Genomic DNA, 18,539 nt, shown 5'->3' with positions numbered 1-18,539 from the left:
CTCCGGTAGGTGCAAACCGGGTGTTTGGGTGGCCGCCGCGCCCTACTCCGGCAGCCGGGCCGTCCGCAGCGCCGGCAGCGCCAGGCAGGCGGCGGCCGCCACGAGCTCGAGCAGCCCGGAGACGGTCATCGCCGGTCCGAGCCCGAACCAGCCGGCCGCCACGCCCATCGCCGACATGGCGAGCGGCGTCACGCCCAGGTTCGCCACCGCGCTGACGCCGGACACCCGTCCCCGGTAGGCGTCGTCGGTGGCGGACTGGGTGAGGGCGGACAGCAGGATCCCGGCCGGCCCGCTGGTCAGTCCGGCGACGAAGGTGGCGGTCACGGCGGCGGGAAGGCTTCCGGTGAGCGCGGGGACGGCGACGGCGATTCCCTGTACGGCGAAACAGCCGGCCAGGACCGGAGCCAGGCGCACGACCCGGGGCCGCACCATGAGCAGCCCGCCGGCCACGGCGCCGGAGCCGAACCCGGCCAGCAGGAAGCCGATCCCGGTCGCGCCCCAGCCGGCCCGCTGCGCCGCGAGGGCGAGGCCGACGTTCATCGGCCCGACGAAGCCGAGATTGGCCAGCAGTCCGACCAGCAGCGTTCCGCGCAGCACCGGCTGCCCGGCGATGTAGCGCAGCCCGCCCTTCTCCTTTGTGGACACTCGGGCCGCGGGGCGGGGACGCAGCGTGCGCAGCGCCAGCACCGAGACCGCGAACGTGGCCGCGTCGACGAGCAGCGCCGCGGACAGCCCGCCGGCGGCGACCAGCAGGCCGCCCAGGGGCGCGCCGAGGGTCAGGGCCAGGCGGTTGAGGGTCGCCACCACGGCGTTGCCGCCCGCGTACTGCTCCGGCTCGAGCAGCCGGGGTTGCAGCGCGCCGGCCGCCGGGAGGAAGACCGCGTCGGCGACGCCGAACGCGAGGGCGACGACGACCAGCAGCGGAATGCTCGTCTGCCGCAGCGCGACGGCCGCGGCGGCCAGGCAGACCACGGCCCGGGCCAGGTCGCTGACCATCATGAGGCGACGGGGCTCGGTGCGGTCGACCAGCGCGCCGCCGGAGAGCATCAGCAGCAGCCGCGGCACCGCGCTCACCGCGAGCAGCACGCCGGCCGTCCCCGGCGAGGCGATCCGCACCGCCGCCCACGAGAGGGCGACGTAGTAGACCTGGTCGCCGAGCACCGAGACCGCCTGCCCGGCCGCGTACCGGCGGAAGTCCGCGACCCGGTAGGCGACCGTGGTCACGGCTCCTCCGGGAACGAGTGCAGGAACAGGAACACGTGCCGGCGTTCCTCGTCGATGGGCAGCCCGTGGGTGCGGGCGGCCCAGTCCTCCAGGATCGCCGACAGCTCGGCGTTGAGCTCGGTCAGCTCGGCCGCGGTCAGCCGCAGGAACGAGTCGCTGGACATCGCGGCCTGCTGCCACTCCGCCGGCCACGTCGCCCAGGTCTGCCCGAAGCGCCGCACCCGCTCGAACTCGTCGATCACCATCTGCGCCTTGGCCACGGCGCCGACCTCGGGCATCTCGAGCTGCGACCAGCTGATCGACCCCGGCACCACCCGCCACCACCGCTCGCGGCGGTCACGGGCCAGCTCGGGCACGTCCTCGACGAAGCCGCGCCGGGCCAGCTCGCGCAGGTGGTAGCTGGTCTGCCCGGGATCGGTGCCGAGGTGCTCGGAGAGCCGGCCGCCGGTCGCCGGGCCGATCTGGGCGAGCAGCCGGTAGATCTTCTGCCGGATCGGCTGGGCCAGGCCCTTGAGCGTCTCCGGATCGCTGATGTTCCGTGCCATGGACCGAACGCTAGGTCCGAGGCCGGAAACCCACAAGGTTCCTACTGGATCTTACGTATATCGATGGATGGTCAGTCGCCCAGCAGGCCCTTCACCGGCAGACCGCAGGCCTGCTGGGCCGCCCGGGCGTGGCTGTTGGCCGACCCCGCGATCGTCAGGAGGTTCGCGAACGCCTTGTCCGAGCTGATTTTCTTGGTGGACCCGAACAGATCGACCAGCTGGTCCACATCGTCGGCGAGACCGTTGACGGCCGACCGCAGGTCCCCACTGAGAACCAGCATCTTCCCGTCCTTGCGAAGCTCGCCGGCCGCCGCCCGCATCTGCGCGAGCTCGTCCACGGACGGGGTGGCCGACTCCGACTTCGAGTCCTCCCCCGCGAACGCCGAGCCACCCTCGAACTCCGAGCAAACCCGATGCTTGGCGTACGCGTTGGCAGCCCCCGCCCCCGCACCGAGCAGAACGGCCACCGCGCCCACCGCGACCAGCGCGACAACCGGCCCCTTGCGCGATCGCCGCTTGACGACGGGCGCGACCGGAGCGCCGTGCTGCACCATCCACGGTGGCGTGTGCGCCTGCGAGGCGGCGGTCGCCCACCCGGCCGGCAGCTCGCCGGTCGTGGCCGGCCCGCTCGCGCCCGGATAGCCCGCCGGCGCCGGCCCCATCCCGGCCGCGGCCATCGGCGCCGCACCCGGCTGCGGCTGCGGCTGAGCACCCCATTCCTGCGTCGGCGCCGCCGGCTGAGCGCCCCACTCCTGAGTAGGCGCGGCGGGCGGGGTGGCCCACTCCTGAGCCGGCGCGGCCGGCGGGGTGGCCCACTCCTGAGCCGGCGCGGCCGGCGGGGTGGCCCACTCCTGAGCCGGCGCGGCCGGCGGCATCGCCCATTCCTGAGTTGGCGCCGCAGGCTGGGCGGGCCATTCCTGCGCGTGACCGATCGTCGGCGCGGCCCATTCCGACCCGGGCGGGGCCGACTGCGGCTGGGGCGGCGGCCAGCTGAGCCCGGACGGAGCGCTGTTGGCGTCGAAAGGCTGTCCGCCGTCCGCCGCCGGCTGGCCCGGCCAACTCGCGGCGGGCCCGGCGGTCCACTCCTGCACCGGGGCGACCACTGGCTGAGCCGCCCATTCCGAACCGTAAGCCGCTTGCTGCCCGCCCCACTCCGAGACGGGCTCGGCCGGCGGGGTGGCCCATTCCTGCCCCTGCGCCGCCCACGTCTCCTGCGCCGGGTAGCTCGACGGCGACGCGGACGTGCCATCCGACAAGGTCGGGTCCGAAGCCCACTGGTGCGGGTTCTGCTCGGGTTGCATCGGACGGCGCCTTTCGCTCGGTGCCAGGGTGTCGCGTCTTCGAATCGGCAGCGGCCGCCCCCTTCTGAGCAAGTTCCCGCACCCGTCCGGCAACGTCACGCCCTCTTAAGCGTCCTAGGAGGCTAGGTCTCCTCTCTGCCGCGCACGACAGCGGCCCGGGGGCGCTGAACGCACCCCGGGCCGCCGCGTAACTAGGAGGGAAACTGTCAGCTGTTCCAGACCTGGAAGCCGGAGATCTGGCCGGCCGGCCATCCCGTGTTACCGGTGATGTTCAGGCGGAAGTACCGCTGGGTGGACGCGCCGAACGTGATCGTCACCGCGTTGCCCGCGGACGGGCTGAAGGCGTACCCGGCCGATGCCTTGAGCGTCGTCCAGGTCGAGCCGTCCGTGCTGCCCAGCACCGACAGCGTCTCGGTGCGGGCACCCCAGCCGGCCGGGATCTGCAGCATCACCCGGCTCGCGCTCTGGGCCGAGCCGAGATCCACCTGCACCCACTGCGGGAACGCGTTGTTCGCGCTCTCCCAGTACGTGTTCTGGTCGCTGTCCGTCACGTTCGACGACGGGTAGACGTCCGTGTGGCTGGACTCGCCCGTGGGCTTGCCGGCGGCCAGGTTCGTGCTGGTCGTGCCCGCGCCGGTGCCGGCCAGGGCGACCGCCGTGCTCGAGCCGCCGCCCGACACCGAGAGCGTGCCCGTCCGGGTGCCGGACGCGGTCGGCCGGAAGGTGACCGTGACCGTGCAGGAGGCGCCCGCCGCCAGCGAGGTCCCGCAGTTCGAGGACTGCGCGTAGTCACCGGATACCGACACCGCCAGTGACGAGGCAGCGGCGTTGCCACCGTTGGTGACGGTGACGGCCTGACCCGCGCTCGTGGTGTTCAGCGCCTGGGTGCCGAACGTGAGCGAGGCCGGCGACGCGGAGAGCGACGGCGCCGGGGTCGTCCCGCCACCACTCGGGTAGACCTCGAGCTCCGAGACCTGGCCGGCCGGCCAGCCCGAGTTCGCGGTGATGTTGACCCGCACGTACCGGGCCGAGGTGCCCGGCACGGTGATCGAGGCGGTGTTGCCCGACGCCGGGTTGAACGTGTAGGTGCCCGAGCCCGCCGCGGTGCCGAAGGACGACCCGTCGGTGCTGGTCAGGACCGACAGCGTCTGGGTGCGGGTGCCCCACGCGGTCGAGGGCGGCAACTTCAAGGTCACCTTCCCGACGTTGTACGCGGAACCGAGGTCGACCTGCAGCCACTGCGGGAACGCGTTGTTGTTGCTCTCCCAGTACGTGTTCGCGTCGCCGTCGGTCGCCGTGGAAGCGGCCTGGGTGGCGTTGACCTGGGACGAAGCGGTGGCCGGCCGGCCCGCCGCGATGTTCGTCGTGGAGCCGATGCCGCTGCCGGAGAGCGCGATCGTGGCGGGGTTGTTGTTGGCGTTCGACGCGATCGAAATGCTACCGGTCCGCGTACCGGCCGCCGTGGGTTTGAAGGTGACGGTGACCGTGCAGGAGGCACCCACCGCGAGGGCCCCGCAGGTGTTGGTCTGCGCATAGTCACCGCTCGCGGTGACGCCGGAGACCGAGGCCGCCGTCGTGCCCGAGTTGGTGACCGTCACCGTCTGCGAGGCCGAGGTGCCGCCGACGATCGTGCCCGCGAAGGTGAGCGAGGACGGCGAGGCGGACAGGATCGGGCCGGGCGCGACGCCGCTGCCGGAGAGCGGGATCGTGTTGGTGATGCCGGACGCCGTCACCGTGAGGTTGCCGGCGCGCGAGCCGGTGGCGGTCGGTGCGAACCGGACGCTCACCGTGCAGGACCCGCCGGCCGCGATCGACGAACCGCACGTGTTCGTCTGCGAGAAGTCGCCGGTGACCGAGACGCCGGAGACGGGAGCCGCCGCCGTGCCCGAGTTGGTGACCGTCACGTTCTGCGCCGCGCTCGTCGACCCGGTGGCCACGGTCCCGAACCCGAGCGTCGTCGGGCTGATCGAGATCAGCGACCCGTTGTCCGGGAGATAGGGCGGGAATGGCGGGTTCATCACCTGGGTGCAGCCGGTGGACCCGAAGATGCCGGAGTTCCCGCCGCCGTCGGTCAGCGTGAAGCCGACGCCACAGTTGTAGATGGCGGCCGGCCCGAGCGTCCCGGTGGCGGTCGAGTTCGAGATGGTCGCCGATCCGCCCACCTGCTCCTGCACGACGTACGAACCCGTGTTCTGGATCGTCGCGTTGTTGATCTTCACGTTCGAGATCTGCGAGCCGGAGACGAACTGGATCGCCTCGAACGGCGATTGCTGGATCAGCACGTTGTCGACGTTCGTGAGGCCGGTCATCGCGCCGTCCCGGGCGTCGAACCAGAGCGCGCCCACGCCGAACTGCCAGTTCGGGTCGAGGCTGCCGGACCGGATGATCGTGTTGCGGAGCACGTCCGTACGCCCGAGGGTGGTGGACGCGAAACGCTGCGCCACGTGGATGCCGCCACCCTGGGTGAGGCCCGAGTCGATCACGCGGTTGTCGGTGACGAAGTTGTCGTGACCGCCGTAGATCGCGATGCCGTTGGCGAGGATCGGATACTGCACCGTGTTGTGGTCGAACGAGTCGTTCGCGTCGGCCACCGCCTCGGCCCAGGTCGCCAGCCCGTCGTCACCGGTGTTGCGGATGTCCGAGTTGGTGACCTTGGAGTTCGTGACGCCCTTGTGGAAGTTGACGCCGTCGGCCGTCACGTTGCGGATGCGCATGCCGGAGAAGACGAGGTTGTCCATCGGCCCGTCCATCCAGGCGCCGACCTTGTCGTGCTCGATCCACAGCCGCTCGACGGTCGAGTTGCTCATCGCCCCGCCGACCCCGTTGACCTGCGCGCTGTCGTTGCGCTCCTGGACGTCACCGAAGATCGCGAAGTCGGCCAGGTGCACGCCGGTGCTCGCGTTCGGCGCGTCGTTGCCGTAGAAGCCGGGGGCCGCGCCGGTCACCGTCGAGCGCCACATGCCGGCGCCCTTGATGGTGACGTTGTTGACGGCGATGTGCCCGGGGATCTTGAAGGTGCCCTCGGGGATCCACACCGTACCCCCGGATCCGGCCGCTTGAATGGCCGAGTTGAACGCCGCGGTGGAATCGGCCGCACCGGACGCGTCGGCGCCCTTGCTGGTCACCGAGACCGAGCCGGCCGGCTGCGAGAGCGCCCCCGCCACCGACTCGAAGTCGGCGAAGTCGATCGTGGTGTTCGTCGTCGCCGTCAACCGGAACTTGGTGCCGGCCTGGTACGTGGTCGGGAACAGCCGGTGCGTCTCGTCGTAGAAGTGGTGCGGGTTGCTGCCCGGCGAGTTCGAGAACGGGTAGCCGCCGTAGAACCAGCTGTACGCATTGGTCAGCGTGAACGCCGAGGACGCCGCGCCGTTGACCGAGAAGTTGATCGGCGTCGTGTAGACCGAGCCGCCGGAGGAGTCCGGGATGCTGTAGCGGAAGACGATCGAGTTGGTGGCCACCGGGGTGGTGAACTCGACGTACTGCCCGGCGCCGAGGGTCACGGCCTTCCGGTACGACGCCTCGGCGGCCAGCGTGTTGTAGGCGGCCGACGGCCCGATGATCGAGCCGTTCGTCGTGGCGTTCTCCGCTTGGACCTGCACGTACGGCAGGGTCGCGCCCACGCCACCGGTGGCGGCGGCGAGGGCGGGCGAGCCGTACGCGACGGTCAGCGCGGTGCCGAGCAGGGCGGCGCCGGTGAGTGCGGCGCCGAGCCTTCGTCTGGACATCTGTTGCTCACTTTCGACGAGCGACCGGGGAATGTCGCCCATGCCGAACTCGGCCTCGGAAGGGGACGGGAGGCCGTGGGCGCATGTGGCGGGGGACACGCTGAGGAACTAAGTGGACCGTAACGTCCCGGACATGATCGCGCAATATTGAGACAAGTCTTTGCAACTTTTGAATCGGCAGCCGGAAGACTCGGAGCGAGGGGGTTTTGACTCGGGCCCGGCGGCGGCGGATCAGACTGTGCGGGAGAGATCGAAGCGAGGAAGGGCGACGAGATGACTTTCGTGCTCCATGTGTCGACCACCGGCTCGGACAGCGGCGACGGCTCCCCGGAGCGCCCGTTCCGCACGATCAACCGGGCCGCGGCGGACGCCCGCGCCGGGGACACCGTGGTCGTGCACGCCGGTGAGTACCGGGAATGGGTCAAGCCGCGGCGCGGCGGCCTCAGCGACACCAGGCGGATCACCTACGAGGCGGCGCCCGGCGAGCATGTCGTGATCAAGGGCTCGGAGCGGATCACCGGCTGGGCCCGCGAGGACGGCTCGGTGTGGCGGGCGACGGTGCCGAACGCGCTGTTCGGCGACTTCAACCCGTTCGCCGAGGAGATCGCCGGGGACTGGATCGTCTACCGCAACGACGCGCCTCGCAAGCACCTCGGGGACGTCTATCTCAACGGTCTGAGCTTCTACGAGGTCGCGACGCGCGAAGACGTGACCACCGCGGCGCGCCGGGCCGACTTCGTCGACGACTGGACAAATATCCGAGTAAAGGCGAAAAATCAGGACCAAACCGAGCTGGTCTGGTACGCCGAGGTGGCCGCCGACGACACGACGATCTGGGCCAACTTCCAGGGCGCCGATCCCAACGCCGAGCTGGTCGAGATCAACGTACGGCGCTCGGTGTTCTATCCCGAGAAGAACCACATCGACTACGTCACCGTACGCGGATTCGAGCTCTGCCAGGCGGCCTGTCCCTGGACCCCGCCCACCGCCGACCAGCCCGGCCTGATCGGACCGAACTGGGCCAAGGGCTGGGTCATCGAGGACAACGACATCCACGACGCCAAGTGCTCGGCCGTCTCGATCGGCAAGGAGTCGACGACCGGCCACAACTACGCCACCACGCGCGGCGACAAGCCCGGTTATCAGTACCAGCTCGAGTCCGTCTTCTCGGCGCGGCAGATCGGGTGGGACAAAGAGCACATCGGCTCGCACGTGATCCGCCGCAACACCATCCACGACTGCGGGCAGAACGGCATCGTCGGCCATCTGGGCTGCGTGTTCTCGACCATCGAGGACAACCACATCTACAACATCGCGACCAAGTACGAGTACTACGGCTACGAGATCGGTGGCATCAAGCTGCACGCCGCCATCGACGTCACGATCCGGCACAACCGCATCCACGACTGCACGCTCGGCACCTGGCTGGACTGGCAGACGCAGGGCACCCGGGTCTCGCGCAACCTGTATTACGGCAACAGCCGCGACCTGTTCGTCGAGGTCTCGCACGGCCCCTACCTGGTCGAGCACAACGTCCTGGCGTCGCCGGCCGCGGTCGAGTCGTTCAGCCAGGGCGGCGCCTACGTGAACAACCTGATCTGCGGCACCGTGCGGCTCGAGGCCGTCAACGACCGGGCCACCCCGTACCACCGCCCGCACAGCACCCAGGTCGCCGGTTACGCGGTCATCGTCGGCGGCGACGACCGGTGGTTCGGCAACCTCTTCGTGGGCGGCGATCCCGCGGCCGCCTACGGCCCGGACGCCGAGGGCGAGGGCACGCCGTTCGCCGGGACCGCCGGCTACGACGGCTTCCCGGCCTCGTTCGAGGAGTACATGGCGCGCATCGCGGCCCGGCCGCCGGGCGACCACAAGCGGTTCCTGGCCCTGGAGCAGCCGATGTACGCGCAGGGCAACGTGTACGCGGCCGGCGCGCGGCCGTTCGCCGGCGAGCCCACGCCGCTGGTCCTCGAGGCGGGCAGCGCGTCGATCGCCGACGAGGGCGCCGAGGTCTACCTCGTCACCGAGCTGCCGGCGGAGTTCGACGCGGCCACGGTGGCGGTGGTGACCGGGCGCGATCTGCCGCGCGTACGGTTCGCCGACGCCGACTTCGAGGAGCCGGACGGCTCCCCCGCGGTGATGGACGTCGACCTGACCGGCGAGCGCAGGACGGCCGGCGCGGCGGGTCCGATCGCGGCGCTCGGCGCGGGCGCGAAACGCGTACGCGTCTGGTAGGCCCCTCCGCTACGGTGACGCCGTGACATCGAAGGATCTCGCTGACCTCGCCGATCTCGCCGACCTCGTCCGGGACGAGCTGGCCGCCGCCGGGCTGCCGCTGCTCGCCCCGGACGGGGAGGACGGCGGCGTCCGCCTGAGCACGGCCGACGGCGTGTGGGTGACCTGGCGTCCCGGCCCGGAGCTGGCGTCGGCGGCGATGGCCGTGCTGCGCCGCGGCGCCTACCGCGGCGACGACCTGCACATCGCGCTGAGCTATCAGGGCGTCGTGGTCGAGGCGATGAACGAGGCGATCCGGACCGTCCTGACCGCGGCCGGTTTCGAGGTCCGCACCGAGGCCGACGAGTACCACCACCCGATGGAGCTGCTCGTCGCCGCCCACCACACCGTCCCGCACTGGCGCGACCCGGTCGTCCCGCCCCTGGACGGCGCCTCCGGCTACATGCCCGGCGTCCGCGTCCGCCTGCGCACCGGCGAGGTCTTCCCGATCGCCTCCACCGGGTACGACCCGCTCACCTACCGGCTCCGCACCCCCGGCGGCATCGTCGAGGTCGCCCCCGGTGACGTCGAGTTCGCCGGCGACCCCGATTTCGAGCGGTCGTGACGTTCGACCGGCTGGTGGCCGAGGCGCTGGACGTCCCGCTGAGCGGCTGGGACTTCGCCTGGCTGGCGGGCCGCGCCTCGGGTTCCGACCCGTCCTGGTCCTATCCCGGCCGCGCCCGGGAGCTGATCGCCGGCGCCGCGAGCCTGCTCGACGTCGACACCGGCGGCGGCGAGCTGCTGGCCTCCCTCGCGCCGCTGCCCGCGCGCACGATCGCGGCCGAGGGCTGGGAGCCGAACGTCGCCGTGGCCCGCGACCGCCTCGCCCCGCTCGGCGTCGAGGTGCGTTTCGCCCCCGGCCGGACGCTGCCGGCCCGCGACCGCTCGGCCGATCTGGTGCTGAACCGCCACGGCCGGCTGGACGCGACCGAGACAGCTCGGGTCCTCTCCCCCGGCGGCCGGCTCCTCACCCAGCAGGTCGGCAGCGACGACTGCGCGGCCATCAACGAGGCGCTGGGCGCGCCACCGGCCTATCCGGCGCTGTGGAACGCGGACGTCGCGGCCGGGGCGCTGGTCGCCGCGGGCCTGACGGTCTCGGACGTACGGGAGGAATGGCCGTCCTTCGTTTTTCACGACATCGGGGCGCTGGTCTACCAGTTGCGGGCCGTCCCGTGGCAGATCCCCGGCTTCACGGCCGACCGCTGTCGCGAGCCGCTGCGCCGCATCGACGAGCGCATCCGCGCGACCGGCGAGTTCCGCGTGCGCTCGCACCGTTTCCTCATCGAGGCGGCCCGCGCATGACCGCCTCGCCCCCGGTCGTGGTGCAGGTCTACTGCCGCGGAGCTCCGCCGCAGCCCTGGCCGAGGAGGGCACCCGGCTGGCCGACGCGGCCGGTGGCGTGCCCGACGAGACGCGGGCGGCGGCGCGATCGCCGACATCATGGGTGGTGCGCACGGGTCGCAGGGTCTTGCCGTGGATCGGACAGGGCAGACCAACCGGTCGGTGCTGGTCTAGATGGTGACCGTCAGGTGCGGGGCGAGCGCGGCCAGGAAGTCCCGCGCGTCGAACATCGCGCCCGCCGAGGCGACGCCGGTCGTGCGGGTGCGGCCGGTCAATATCCGGTCGACGGCCTCGACCGCGAGGGGCGCGCTGACCGCGTAGATGTCCCGGCCGGACGCGGCCGCCCGCTTCTCGGCCGAGCCCTGCCGCGCGACGACCTCGACGACGAACCGTTCCGCGACGCGCTCGGCGGCCACCTCGGCCGTGGCGAGATCGTGCGCCGCGGCGGTCGTCATGTAGGTGCGCACGCTCGGAACGTTGCGGTGGCTCGGCACGGTCACGACGTCGGCCATCGCGAACTCGGCGAGGACCTCCCGTTCCCCGAGCACCGGGAAATCCCAGGTCTGGGTGGGCAGCGGGTCGTCGTGGTACCGCAGCGCACCCCCGGCGTAGCGGACCCGCCGCCCGGCCCGCCGGTCGTGCGAGACCCGGCCCGCGGCCCGGGTTCCGGCCGTCGGATGCCAGCTCTCGAGGCCGTACGCCACCTCGATCTCGTCGGCGTCCTCGTCGCCGATCGCGGCCGACACCAGCAGATCCGCGAGGCCGCCGAAGAACGCCATCGCCGGCACCACGGCCGTCCCGGCGCGCGGCCCGAAGACCCGGAACGTGTCGGCGTTGGCCTCGATCTCGGCCGCGACATCGACGTACGGGATCCCGGCCCGCATCGCCGCCGCGATCAGCGGCGCGGCCGTCACCGCGAACGGCCCCGCGCAGTTGATCACCGCATCGGCGCCGGCCAGGGCCCGATCGAGCGCCGCCACGTCATCGACCGCCGCTACCCGCGACGCGAACCCCGCCCAGTCGCGCAACCGGCCCGGATCGCGCCCCGCCGGAATCGCGGCAAACCCCCGCGCCACCAGCTCCGCGACGACGAACCGCCCGGTATGCCCATATGCACCGTAAACCACCACCGCGGATCCCATGCCTCGATCATCCGGCGCTCGGGCTCGACCCGCGAGTGTCCGGAACGACGAGGTGCGTACAGTTCCGGACATGCGCACGGTAGCGGTGGCGATCGCCGACGGCATCCTCCAGTTCGAGCTGGCCATGGCCTACGAGCTGTTCCACTCGGTGCCGCCGGAGGGCACGGCCGGCTGGTACGACCTGGTCATCTGCGGCGCCGGGCCGGTCTGCGCCGACGGCCGCTTCCGGATCGAGCCGGACTGGCCCCTGGACCGCCTGGCCGAGGCGCACACCGTGATCGTCCCCGGCTGGGCCGACCTCGGCGCCGACCCGCCCGCCGACCTGGTCGCCGCCCTCCGCGACGCCCACGCCCGCGGCGCCCGCGTCGCCTCCCTCTGCACCGGCGCGTTCGTCCTCGCCGCCGCCGGCCTGCTCGACGGCCGCCGCGCCACCACCCACTGGCTCTACGCCGACGCGCTCGCCGCCCGATATCCGGCGATCGACGTCGATCCCGATGTCCTCTACGTCGACGACGGCAGCGTGCTCACCTCGGCCGGAAAGGCCGCCGCACTCGACCTTTGCCTGCATCTCGTGCGCACCGACCACGGATCGTCGGTGGCCAATGCGATCGCCCGCAAACTGGTGGTCCCGCCGCATCGCCCCGGCGGCCAGGCGCAGTTCGTCGCGACGCCCGTTCCGGATTCGCGCGACCGCCCGTTCAGCGAGCTGCTGGCGTGGGCGTCGGAGCGCCTCGATCGGCCGCTCACCGTCGACGATCTGGCCCGCCGCGCCAACCTGAGCACCCGCCACCTGGGCCGCCGGTTCCGCGCGGCCACCGGCACGACCGCCCTGCAATGGTTGCTGACCCAGCGAATCCGCCGCGCCCAGGAGCTCCTCGAAACCACCGGCGACAGCATCGACGCCATCGCGCGGGCCACCGGAATGGGCACCGCGACCAGCCTCCGCCGCCATTTCCAGCGCACGGTGGGCGTTTCGCCGGCGGCTTACCGGAAGACGTTCCAGAGCAGTTAGAGATACGGGATCGACCGCCGGTCCCGTGCGTTCGGCCCGGCGCCGTCGTGGTCACCCTCCGCGCGCGGCCGCCGGGCGGGCCCGCGGCGTGCGCTCAGGGCCACTGCGGGCGGCGCCGCTCGACGAACGCCCGCACGCCCTCCCGGCGGTCGTCCGAGAAGACCGTGGCCCGCCAGGCGGAGTCCTCGATGTCGAGCCCCGCGGCCAGATCCACGTCGAAGCCCCGGCGGATCGCGTGGCGCGCGTTGGCCACCGCGACCGGCGAGTTGGCGGCGATCTGCCCGGCCAGCTCGAGCGCCGCCTCGACGTCGCCGCCGGCCGCCACGAGCCGGTCGATCAGGCCGAGCCGCAACGCCTCCTCGGCCCGCACGTGCCGCCCGGTCAGGATCAGGTCGGCGGCCACCGCGGCCCCGGCCCGGCGGGGGAGCAGCTGGGTCCCGCCGCCGCCCGGCACGATCCCGACCCGCACCTCGGGCAGCCCCACGACGGCGGTCTCGTCGGCGACGATCAGGTCACAGGACAGGGCGAGCTCGAAACCGCCGCCGAGCGCGTGCCCGTGCACCGCCGCGACGACGGGCGCCGGCAGATCCCGTACGGCCGCAAATGCTTCTCGGAATATGAGGCGCTGGGACATGAAGTCGCCGTCGGTGAGACGGTCGCGCTCCTTCAGGTCGGCGCCCACGCAGAACGCGCCCGGCGCCGCCGAACTGAGCACCACCGCCCGCGCGCCCGCCGTCGCCCGGGCCGCCGCCGCGAGTTCCCGGGCCAGCCCGGTCGAGAGCGCGTTGCCCGCGCCGCCCCGATCGAGCCGGATCTCGGTCACGAGACCGTGCTCGACGACCTCGACGTCGCTCATCCGTGCACGGCCAGCACCGAGATGCGCCGCCCGTCGCCCCCGCCGGTCACCAGATAGGTCGCCGTGAGCGGCTGGATCTCGCCCCCGTCCGCCCGCCGCCACGAGAACGTCCCCCGCACGAGGGCCGAGGTCGCATTGAGGACCGTGACATCGACGCCGAGCGTGTCGGTGTGGTCGTAGGAGGCCGCCCGCATGGCCTCGATCTGCGGCCCGACCCCCGCGACCACCTGCTCGGCCGAGGCGAGCGGAAAGTATCCCGAGCCGGTCGTGATCAGCAGCGGTACACCGTAGTAGGCGAGCAGCGAGGCGGTCTCCCGCTCACCCCGCCCGCAGGCGGCGTAGGCCGCAAGGTATTCGCCGAACCAGCCCTCGATGTCGTCCTTGTCCACAACCGCCGACCCTACTGCTTCGCGCGCTGCTCCTCCTGCTTCGAAATCAATGACAGGGACGCGGGCGAATGCCGGGCACGGACCGCGGATTGCGACGTTGCCCCCGGGATCGCCGCGGGCCAACACTGGCGGGCGGGTCGGCAACGGTCACCTCAACGCCGAGGGAGGGCGCCGTGGCTGGCATCCTGGTCACGCCGGACGACGGGCGGCTCTTCGCGGCCGCCGTGCGGGCCGCGTTTCCCGATCCGGTGAAGCGGGCGCGGTTCCTGGCCGAGGCGCAGGCGGTGATCGCCGCCTGGGCGAGCTCGAACGGGACGGCGTCGGCGGAAGACCGCGCGCACGCGGCGATCGACCGGCGGACCGAGCTGGCCAAGCTGATCGATCAGGGCCGCGGGCCGCTCGATCCGGACGACGTCGCGCGGGACGGGCTGGGCGCCCATGGTGGCCGACATCGTGGCCGGCAGCCGGGCCACCTACGGGTTCGACACGAGCTATCAGCTGGTGCGGAGCCTCGATGACAGCACCGACGAGATCTGCGGGCAGCTCGCCGGCGTGATGCACGCGCTGCCCGGCTTCGGCGCGCCGGCCGCCGTCGTGTGGCACGACCTCGCCGCCGCCGGACGGACGTCGTCGATCCCTCGCCGGGCGCCGTCGTCAAGGGCTTCCCGCAGGTGTTCGACAACCTCACCATCACCGTCAACCTGGACGACAGCGTCCTGGTCGAGGCCGACGCCAACATCCTGGAAGCGGTCAACGCCGGCATCGACGGCGTCAACGCGGCCATCACACAGACGCAGGGGCAGCTCAACGCGCTGCAGATCACCCGTACGGCCGATGCGGTCATCAATGTCGCCCAACAGGTCTCGGCCCTCGTCACCGCGGCCGCGGGAATGACGGACAAGCTGCTCACGGCCGCGTCCGCGCTTGGGCACCGCCGCGGCCACCGGAACATCATCGCCGCGGTGGTCGGGCTCATCGATCTCTTCGGACCGGCCGAGCCCTCGCCCGAGGAGCAGATCCTCCAGCAGGTCGGCCAGCTCCAGCACTCGCTCGACGACCTGCACACCGACATCGTCGACCAGTTCCACCAGGTCGACATCCACCTCGACCAGATCTACACCGACCTGTCGAGCACCCTCAACCGGATCAGCACGGCGGTGAACCTGACGCTGGCCGAGGTCGACACCCTCCAGCGGCAGATGGTGACGGCGCAGGTCTCGATCGACCGGCTGGGCCGGCAACTGGTCACCTACATGCAGGCGGCCGAGCGCGAGCAACTGCTGGTCTGCATCAACGCGGGCCTGGACTACGCGGCGCGCAACAACGGGCAGGCGATGAGCCAGGCCCAGTTCAACGAGTACGCGGCGGGCTTCTTCACCTGGGCGACCGACAACGTGCGGGACGCCATCAACCAGCCGCTGGCCGGCCGCCCGACCGACAACGCCGCCCTGGCCGCCGAGCTGGCCGGGCCGCTCTGCGACAACGTCAGCTTCCTCAACCGGGTGCTGACCGACCGGAAGCTGCCGGCCCTGACCGCCGACACCACCTCGCCGTCCGACCTCGCGCCGCTGCCCAACCCGCAACTGTGGTCGATCTCGGCGCTGTCCTACGCCCAGCTCGGCGGCGAGTGGCCCGAGCTGGCCACTAACGGCGATCCGCGGCGGCAGAGCATCGCCGGCGTCGGGGCGCGGTACGACGCGGCCCGCACCGCCCTCGCCCGGAACTCGGCCCCGCTGTTCGCCGCGCTGATCGAGAACTACCGCGACACGGTGTCCACGCTCGGCGTCGCGGCGCAGAACCGCGCCCGGGAGACCTGGGAGACGAAGGTGTGGGGCCGGCTTGGTCCCGGGGCCGATCCGGATCGCCGAGTGGCTCGCCCCGTCCGGGCAGCTGACCTCCGGCTGCGCGATGGACACCGTCACCAGGGACAGCCCCGGGCCGGGCGGCGAGACCAACACCGTCATCGTCGCCTGGAAGCTCAACTGGTTCGCCTTCCACCCGCACGTGACGAACCTCGGGCAGGTCCAGGTCGACATCACCGACCTGGTCGGCCGCACGCCGCACGACCTCCAGCAGAGCTTCGACACCGTCGCCCGGCTGCTGCAGGACGGCTGGGACGACCCCGGCGGCCCGAAGCAGCGGCTCGGCGCGGCCGCCGCGGCGATGCCCGCCCCGCCGGTGCCGCCCGCCCTCGCGGCCCAGGCCCAGGCGGCCGTGCAGGGACTCGCCGACGGCCGCCGCGACTTCCTCGTCTGGCTGTCCCGGCAGATGACGCCAGCCGGCGAGTGCGGCCCCGAGGCGGCGGCCGTCGCCGGGTCCCGGCTGCTGCTCGAGAACGTGCTGTCCCTGCTGCTGCCCCAGCCGCGAACCGGGGACGACGTGCTGACCGCCCTGTTCGACGGCGACAGCACCCGGCACGGCGGCGCCCTGCTGCCCGACGTCGCCGACCTGGCCGCGCTGTGCGCCGCCCTCGACCCGGCGGCCACCATCGAGGACCAGTTCGCGGCCCTGGCCGCCGCCCCCGCCGGCTTGCTCGGCGACCGGATCACGGCGTGGGTCGCGGCGATCGCCGCGAACCAGTACTCGAACCCCGACCCGCTGATCGGCCAGACCCTGGCCAAGCTCGACCTGGCCGGCGGCGCGGTGGCCCTGGCCCGCGCGGCTGCCCGGCCCTGACCGACGTCACCGTGGCAGAAGCTGGTCGCCGGCTGACCGAACCCCGGCCGAGGGCGTGGCCGCGGTCGAGCGTTGCGGCCGATTTCGAAGCAGGAGGAGGTGTCTAGAGCGGTTTACGCCCCCACGCCGAGACCATCGGCGACGTGGCGAGGTCGAGCACGCCGTCCTCCACATTGCCCAGATGCTCGTCGATCTCGTCGTCGGTGGCCAGGCCGGCGTCGACGAGCCGGTCGCGGATCTGCTCCACGGTGGCTCGCTCGAGGAGGGTGCAGGCCGGTCCGGTCATCGGGAAGTACGCGTCGGCCTCGACGCCGGTCAGTCCCGCCGCCCGCAACGACGCGGGGAGCGTACGCCCGTAGGACAGGTCGGCGCCGCGGGCGGCCATGAGCGTACGGAAATCGCGTTTGAGCTTGTTGGCCAGGCGCTCGGCCGGCCCGCGCTCGTCCGGGCAGACCAGCGGCTGCATCGCCGGATCGGCCTCCTCGACCAGCAGCCGGCCGCCCGGTTTCAGAGCGTCCACCATGGACCGGAGGGCGTCCGCGCGTTGCGGCACGTGCACCAGAACCAGGCGCGCGTGCACGAGATCGAAGGCGCCCTCCCCCGGCGGCGGCTCGGCGCCGACGTCGTGCCGGCGCACCTCGAAACCGGCGTCGGTGGGCAGCCACGAGGTGTCGATGTCGGTCGCGAGCACCTCCCCGCCGCGCGCCACCAGCCAGGCGGGCACGCTCGGGCCGCCCGCGCCCAGTTCCCAGCAGCGCCACCCAGGCGCCATGCCGAACGCCTCGATGTGCCGGAACGTCGACGGGTTGAACAGGGTCCCGAGCGCGCCGAACCGGGTCCCCGCCTCGGCCTGCCGGTTGTCGAGCAGATATCCGCGTTCCTCGGCCATCTCGATCAACCCGCGCGCGCCGGCGCGGACCTCCCAGTTCCCGGTCTCCGCCAGTTCATGAAGCAAGGGCAGAATCGGCCGGCAGTCGTACGTCTCGGTGCCGAGCGCGTAGAGCAGGGTGCCCCGGGCGCGCACCGTTCGCGGATCGCGCAAGAGCCCGGCGATGACGTCGAGCGCCTCCGGCACCTCCAGATCCGACAGTGCGAGGGCCGCCGCGTTGCGAACGGCCGCGTTGTCGGTCGTGCGCAGCAGCTCGAGCAGCCTCGGGACGGCGTCGCGCACCTCACGACGGGCCAGCTCGGCAATCGTCTCGGAGTCGCCGGGCCCGTCCAGCCGGGCGAGCAACTCGGCATCGCTGTCGGTCATCTCGGGACCAGCCTAGATCGTGTCGTCCGCTACCGTGGCCGAGTGCGAGTCGTGGTGGCCGAGGATCTGACCCTGTTGCGCGACGGGCTCATCCGCATGCTCGAGGCGTACGAGTTCGAGGTGGTCGCCGCCGTCGGGACCGGGCCCGACCTGCTGCGGTCGCTGCTCGGCGAGCGGCCCGACGTGGCCGTGGTCGACGTGCGCCTGCCGCCCACGCAGACCGATGAGGGGCTGCGGGCCGCGCTCGCCGCCCGGGCCGAGATTCCCGGGCTTCCGGTCCTGGTGCTCTCCCAGTACGTCGAACGGCTCTACGCGCGGGAGTTGCTGGCCGACGGCAACGGCGGCATCGGCTACCTGCTCAAGGACCGCGTCTCCGACATCGGCGAGTTCATCGACGCCGTACGCCGGGTGGCCGCCGGCGGCACCGCGCTGGACCCGACGGTGGTCGCCAAGCTGCTGGACAACCGGCGTGTCGTACCGCTGACGCAGCTGACCCCCCGCGAGCGCGAGGTCCTCGCCCACATGGCGCAGGGCCGCTCGAACGCCGCCATCGGCGCCGCCCTGTTCATCACCGAGAAGGCCGTGGCCAAGCACACCAACAGCATCTTCGCGAAGCTGGGCCTCCAGTCGTCGGAGGACGACAACCGCCGCGTGCTGGCCGTCCTGCAGTTCCTCGACCGGTAGGGCCTCGGGGGGGGGGGGGGGGGGGGGGCGGGGAGGAGGGGGGGGGGGGGGGGGGGGGGGGGGGCAGGGGGGGGGGGGGGGTGGTTGCCAGCGAAAACAACAAGAAAAACCGCCACAC

General features: G+C 72.4%; 17 protein-coding genes. 7 read left to right on the top strand and 10 right to left on the bottom strand.

Annotated elements, in window-relative coordinates:
- Positions 1-42: 42 nt before the first annotated feature.
- From ACZ6TB_RS11875 to ACZ6TB_RS11860, 4 genes are all read right to left on the bottom strand, one after another.
- Positions 43-1,224 carry an MFS transporter gene (locus ACZ6TB_RS11875; protein WP_465553360.1) on the bottom strand — a complete coding sequence of 394 codons (1,182 nt, stop codon included), beginning with the start codon at positions 1,222-1,224 and terminating at the stop codon, positions 43-45.
- Positions 1,221-1,769, bottom strand: a complete 549-nt coding sequence (locus ACZ6TB_RS11870; protein ID WP_465553358.1) for a helix-turn-helix domain-containing protein — start codon at positions 1,767-1,769, stop codon at positions 1,221-1,223. The genes ACZ6TB_RS11875 and ACZ6TB_RS11870 overlap by 4 nt, the downstream gene beginning before the upstream one ends.
- A gap of 71 nt (positions 1,770-1,840) precedes the next feature.
- Positions 1,841-3,070 (bottom strand): hypothetical protein, encoded by a 1,230-nt coding sequence (locus tag ACZ6TB_RS11865; protein ID WP_465553356.1) that lies wholly within the window; start codon positions 3,068-3,070, stop codon positions 1,841-1,843.
- A 206-nt stretch (positions 3,071-3,276) separates the two neighbouring features.
- A complete protein-coding gene (locus tag ACZ6TB_RS11860; protein WP_465553354.1) occupies positions 3,277-6,795 on the bottom strand; it encodes a choice-of-anchor D domain-containing protein in 3,519 nt (1,172 codons plus the stop codon).
- A gap of 273 nt (positions 6,796-7,068) precedes the next feature.
- Here ACZ6TB_RS11860 and ACZ6TB_RS11855 point away from each other — a divergent pair, with 273 nt between their 5' ends.
- The 3 genes from ACZ6TB_RS11855 to ACZ6TB_RS11845 are packed head-to-tail and all read left to right on the top strand — an operon-like array spanning position 7,069 to position 10,368.
- Entirely contained in the window at positions 7,069-9,027 is a 1,959-nt protein-coding gene (locus tag ACZ6TB_RS11855) for a right-handed parallel beta-helix repeat-containing protein (RefSeq protein WP_465553352.1), read from the top strand.
- Between the two features lie 22 nt (positions 9,028-9,049).
- Positions 9,050-9,631 (top strand): hypothetical protein, encoded by a 582-nt coding sequence (locus ACZ6TB_RS11850; RefSeq protein ID WP_465553350.1) that lies wholly within the window; start codon positions 9,050-9,052, stop codon positions 9,629-9,631.
- A complete protein-coding gene (locus tag ACZ6TB_RS11845) occupies positions 9,628-10,368 on the top strand; it encodes a class I SAM-dependent methyltransferase (RefSeq protein ID WP_465553348.1) in 741 nt (246 codons plus the stop codon). Before ACZ6TB_RS11850 ends, ACZ6TB_RS11845 begins: the two co-directional genes overlap by 4 nt.
- Positions 10,369-10,577: 209 nt before the next feature.
- Here ACZ6TB_RS11845 and ACZ6TB_RS11840 read toward each other — a convergent pair whose 3' ends face one another.
- Positions 10,578-11,549 carry a saccharopine dehydrogenase NADP-binding domain-containing protein gene (locus ACZ6TB_RS11840; protein WP_465553346.1) on the bottom strand — a complete coding sequence of 324 codons (972 nt, stop codon included), beginning with the start codon at positions 11,547-11,549 and terminating at the stop codon, positions 10,578-10,580.
- Between the two features lie 70 nt (positions 11,550-11,619).
- Here ACZ6TB_RS11840 and ACZ6TB_RS11835 point away from each other — a divergent pair, with 70 nt between their 5' ends.
- The gene (locus ACZ6TB_RS11835) at positions 11,620-12,561 is read left to right on the top strand and encodes a helix-turn-helix domain-containing protein (RefSeq protein ID WP_465553344.1); all 942 of its coding nucleotides are present in this window, start codon (positions 11,620-11,622) and stop codon (positions 12,559-12,561) included.
- 94 nt (positions 12,562-12,655) lie between these two features.
- Here ACZ6TB_RS11835 and ACZ6TB_RS11830 read toward each other — a convergent pair whose 3' ends face one another.
- Complete coding sequence (locus tag ACZ6TB_RS11830; protein WP_465553343.1) at positions 12,656-13,417, bottom strand: enoyl-CoA hydratase-related protein; 762 nt, start codon at positions 13,415-13,417, stop codon at positions 12,656-12,658.
- Positions 13,414-13,806 carry a DUF6841 family protein gene (locus tag ACZ6TB_RS11825; RefSeq protein WP_465553341.1) on the bottom strand — a complete coding sequence of 131 codons (393 nt, stop codon included), beginning with the start codon at positions 13,804-13,806 and terminating at the stop codon, positions 13,414-13,416. Before ACZ6TB_RS11825 ends, ACZ6TB_RS11830 begins: the two co-directional genes overlap by 4 nt.
- Before the next feature lie 173 nt (positions 13,807-13,979).
- Here ACZ6TB_RS11825 and ACZ6TB_RS11820 point away from each other — a divergent pair, with 173 nt between their 5' ends.
- Positions 13,980-14,324, top strand: a complete 345-nt coding sequence (locus ACZ6TB_RS11820) for a hypothetical protein (protein ID WP_465553339.1) — start codon at positions 13,980-13,982, stop codon at positions 14,322-14,324.
- Here ACZ6TB_RS11820 and ACZ6TB_RS11815 read toward each other — a convergent pair.
- Together ACZ6TB_RS11815 and ACZ6TB_RS11810 are read right to left on the bottom strand one after the other, a co-directional pair.
- Positions 14,301-15,083 (bottom strand): hypothetical protein, encoded by a 783-nt coding sequence (locus ACZ6TB_RS11815; protein ID WP_465553337.1) that lies wholly within the window; start codon positions 15,081-15,083, stop codon positions 14,301-14,303. The genes ACZ6TB_RS11820 and ACZ6TB_RS11815 overlap by 24 nt on opposite strands.
- 29 nt (positions 15,084-15,112) lie before the next feature.
- Entirely contained in the window at positions 15,113-15,382 is a 270-nt protein-coding gene (locus tag ACZ6TB_RS11810) for a hypothetical protein (RefSeq protein WP_465553336.1), read from the bottom strand.
- Positions 15,383-15,645: 263 nt separating this feature from the next.
- On the opposite strand from ACZ6TB_RS11810, the gene ACZ6TB_RS11805 reads away from it, so the two are divergent.
- Complete coding sequence (locus ACZ6TB_RS11805) at positions 15,646-16,482, top strand: hypothetical protein (protein WP_465553334.1); 837 nt, start codon at positions 15,646-15,648, stop codon at positions 16,480-16,482.
- 103 nt (positions 16,483-16,585) lie between these two features.
- Here the strand turns inward: ACZ6TB_RS11805 and ACZ6TB_RS11800 are convergent, their stop codons facing one another.
- A complete protein-coding gene (locus ACZ6TB_RS11800) occupies positions 16,586-17,737 on the bottom strand; it encodes a class I SAM-dependent methyltransferase (RefSeq protein WP_465553332.1) in 1,152 nt (383 codons plus the stop codon).
- Positions 17,738-17,779: 42 nt separating this feature from the next.
- On the opposite strand from ACZ6TB_RS11800, the gene ACZ6TB_RS11795 reads away from it, so the two are divergent.
- Complete coding sequence (locus ACZ6TB_RS11795) at positions 17,780-18,421, top strand: response regulator transcription factor (RefSeq protein ID WP_465553330.1); 642 nt, start codon at positions 17,780-17,782, stop codon at positions 18,419-18,421.
- The last annotated feature ends 118 nt before the right edge of the window (positions 18,422-18,539 follow it).

The organism is Actinoplanes sp. NPDC051537 (assembly GCF_055586105.1).
This window is presented reverse-complemented; position numbering and strand designations above follow the sequence as displayed.

Coding starts and splice junctions, on each gene's coding strand:
- ACZ6TB_RS11865 (WP_465553356.1), bottom strand. CDS start 3,070: ATGCAACCCGAGCAGAACCCGCACCAGTGGGCTTCGGACCCGACCTTG.
- ACZ6TB_RS11830 (WP_465553343.1), bottom strand. CDS start 13,417: ATGAGCGACGTCGAGGTCGTCGAGCACGGTCTCGTGACCGAGATCCGG.
- ACZ6TB_RS11855 (WP_465553352.1), top strand. CDS start 7,069: ATGACTTTCGTGCTCCATGTGTCGACCACCGGCTCGGACAGCGGCGAC.
- ACZ6TB_RS11870 (WP_465553358.1), bottom strand. CDS start 1,769: ATGGCACGGAACATCAGCGATCCGGAGACGCTCAAGGGCCTGGCCCAG.
- ACZ6TB_RS11800 (WP_465553332.1), bottom strand. CDS start 17,737: ATGACCGACAGCGATGCCGAGTTGCTCGCCCGGCTGGACGGGCCCGGC.
- ACZ6TB_RS11860 (WP_465553354.1), bottom strand. CDS start 6,795: ATGTCCAGACGAAGGCTCGGCGCCGCACTCACCGGCGCCGCCCTGCTC.
- ACZ6TB_RS11835 (WP_465553344.1), top strand. CDS start 11,620: ATGCGCACGGTAGCGGTGGCGATCGCCGACGGCATCCTCCAGTTCGAG.
- ACZ6TB_RS11840 (WP_465553346.1), bottom strand. CDS start 11,549: ATGGGATCCGCGGTGGTGGTTTACGGTGCATATGGGCATACCGGGCGG.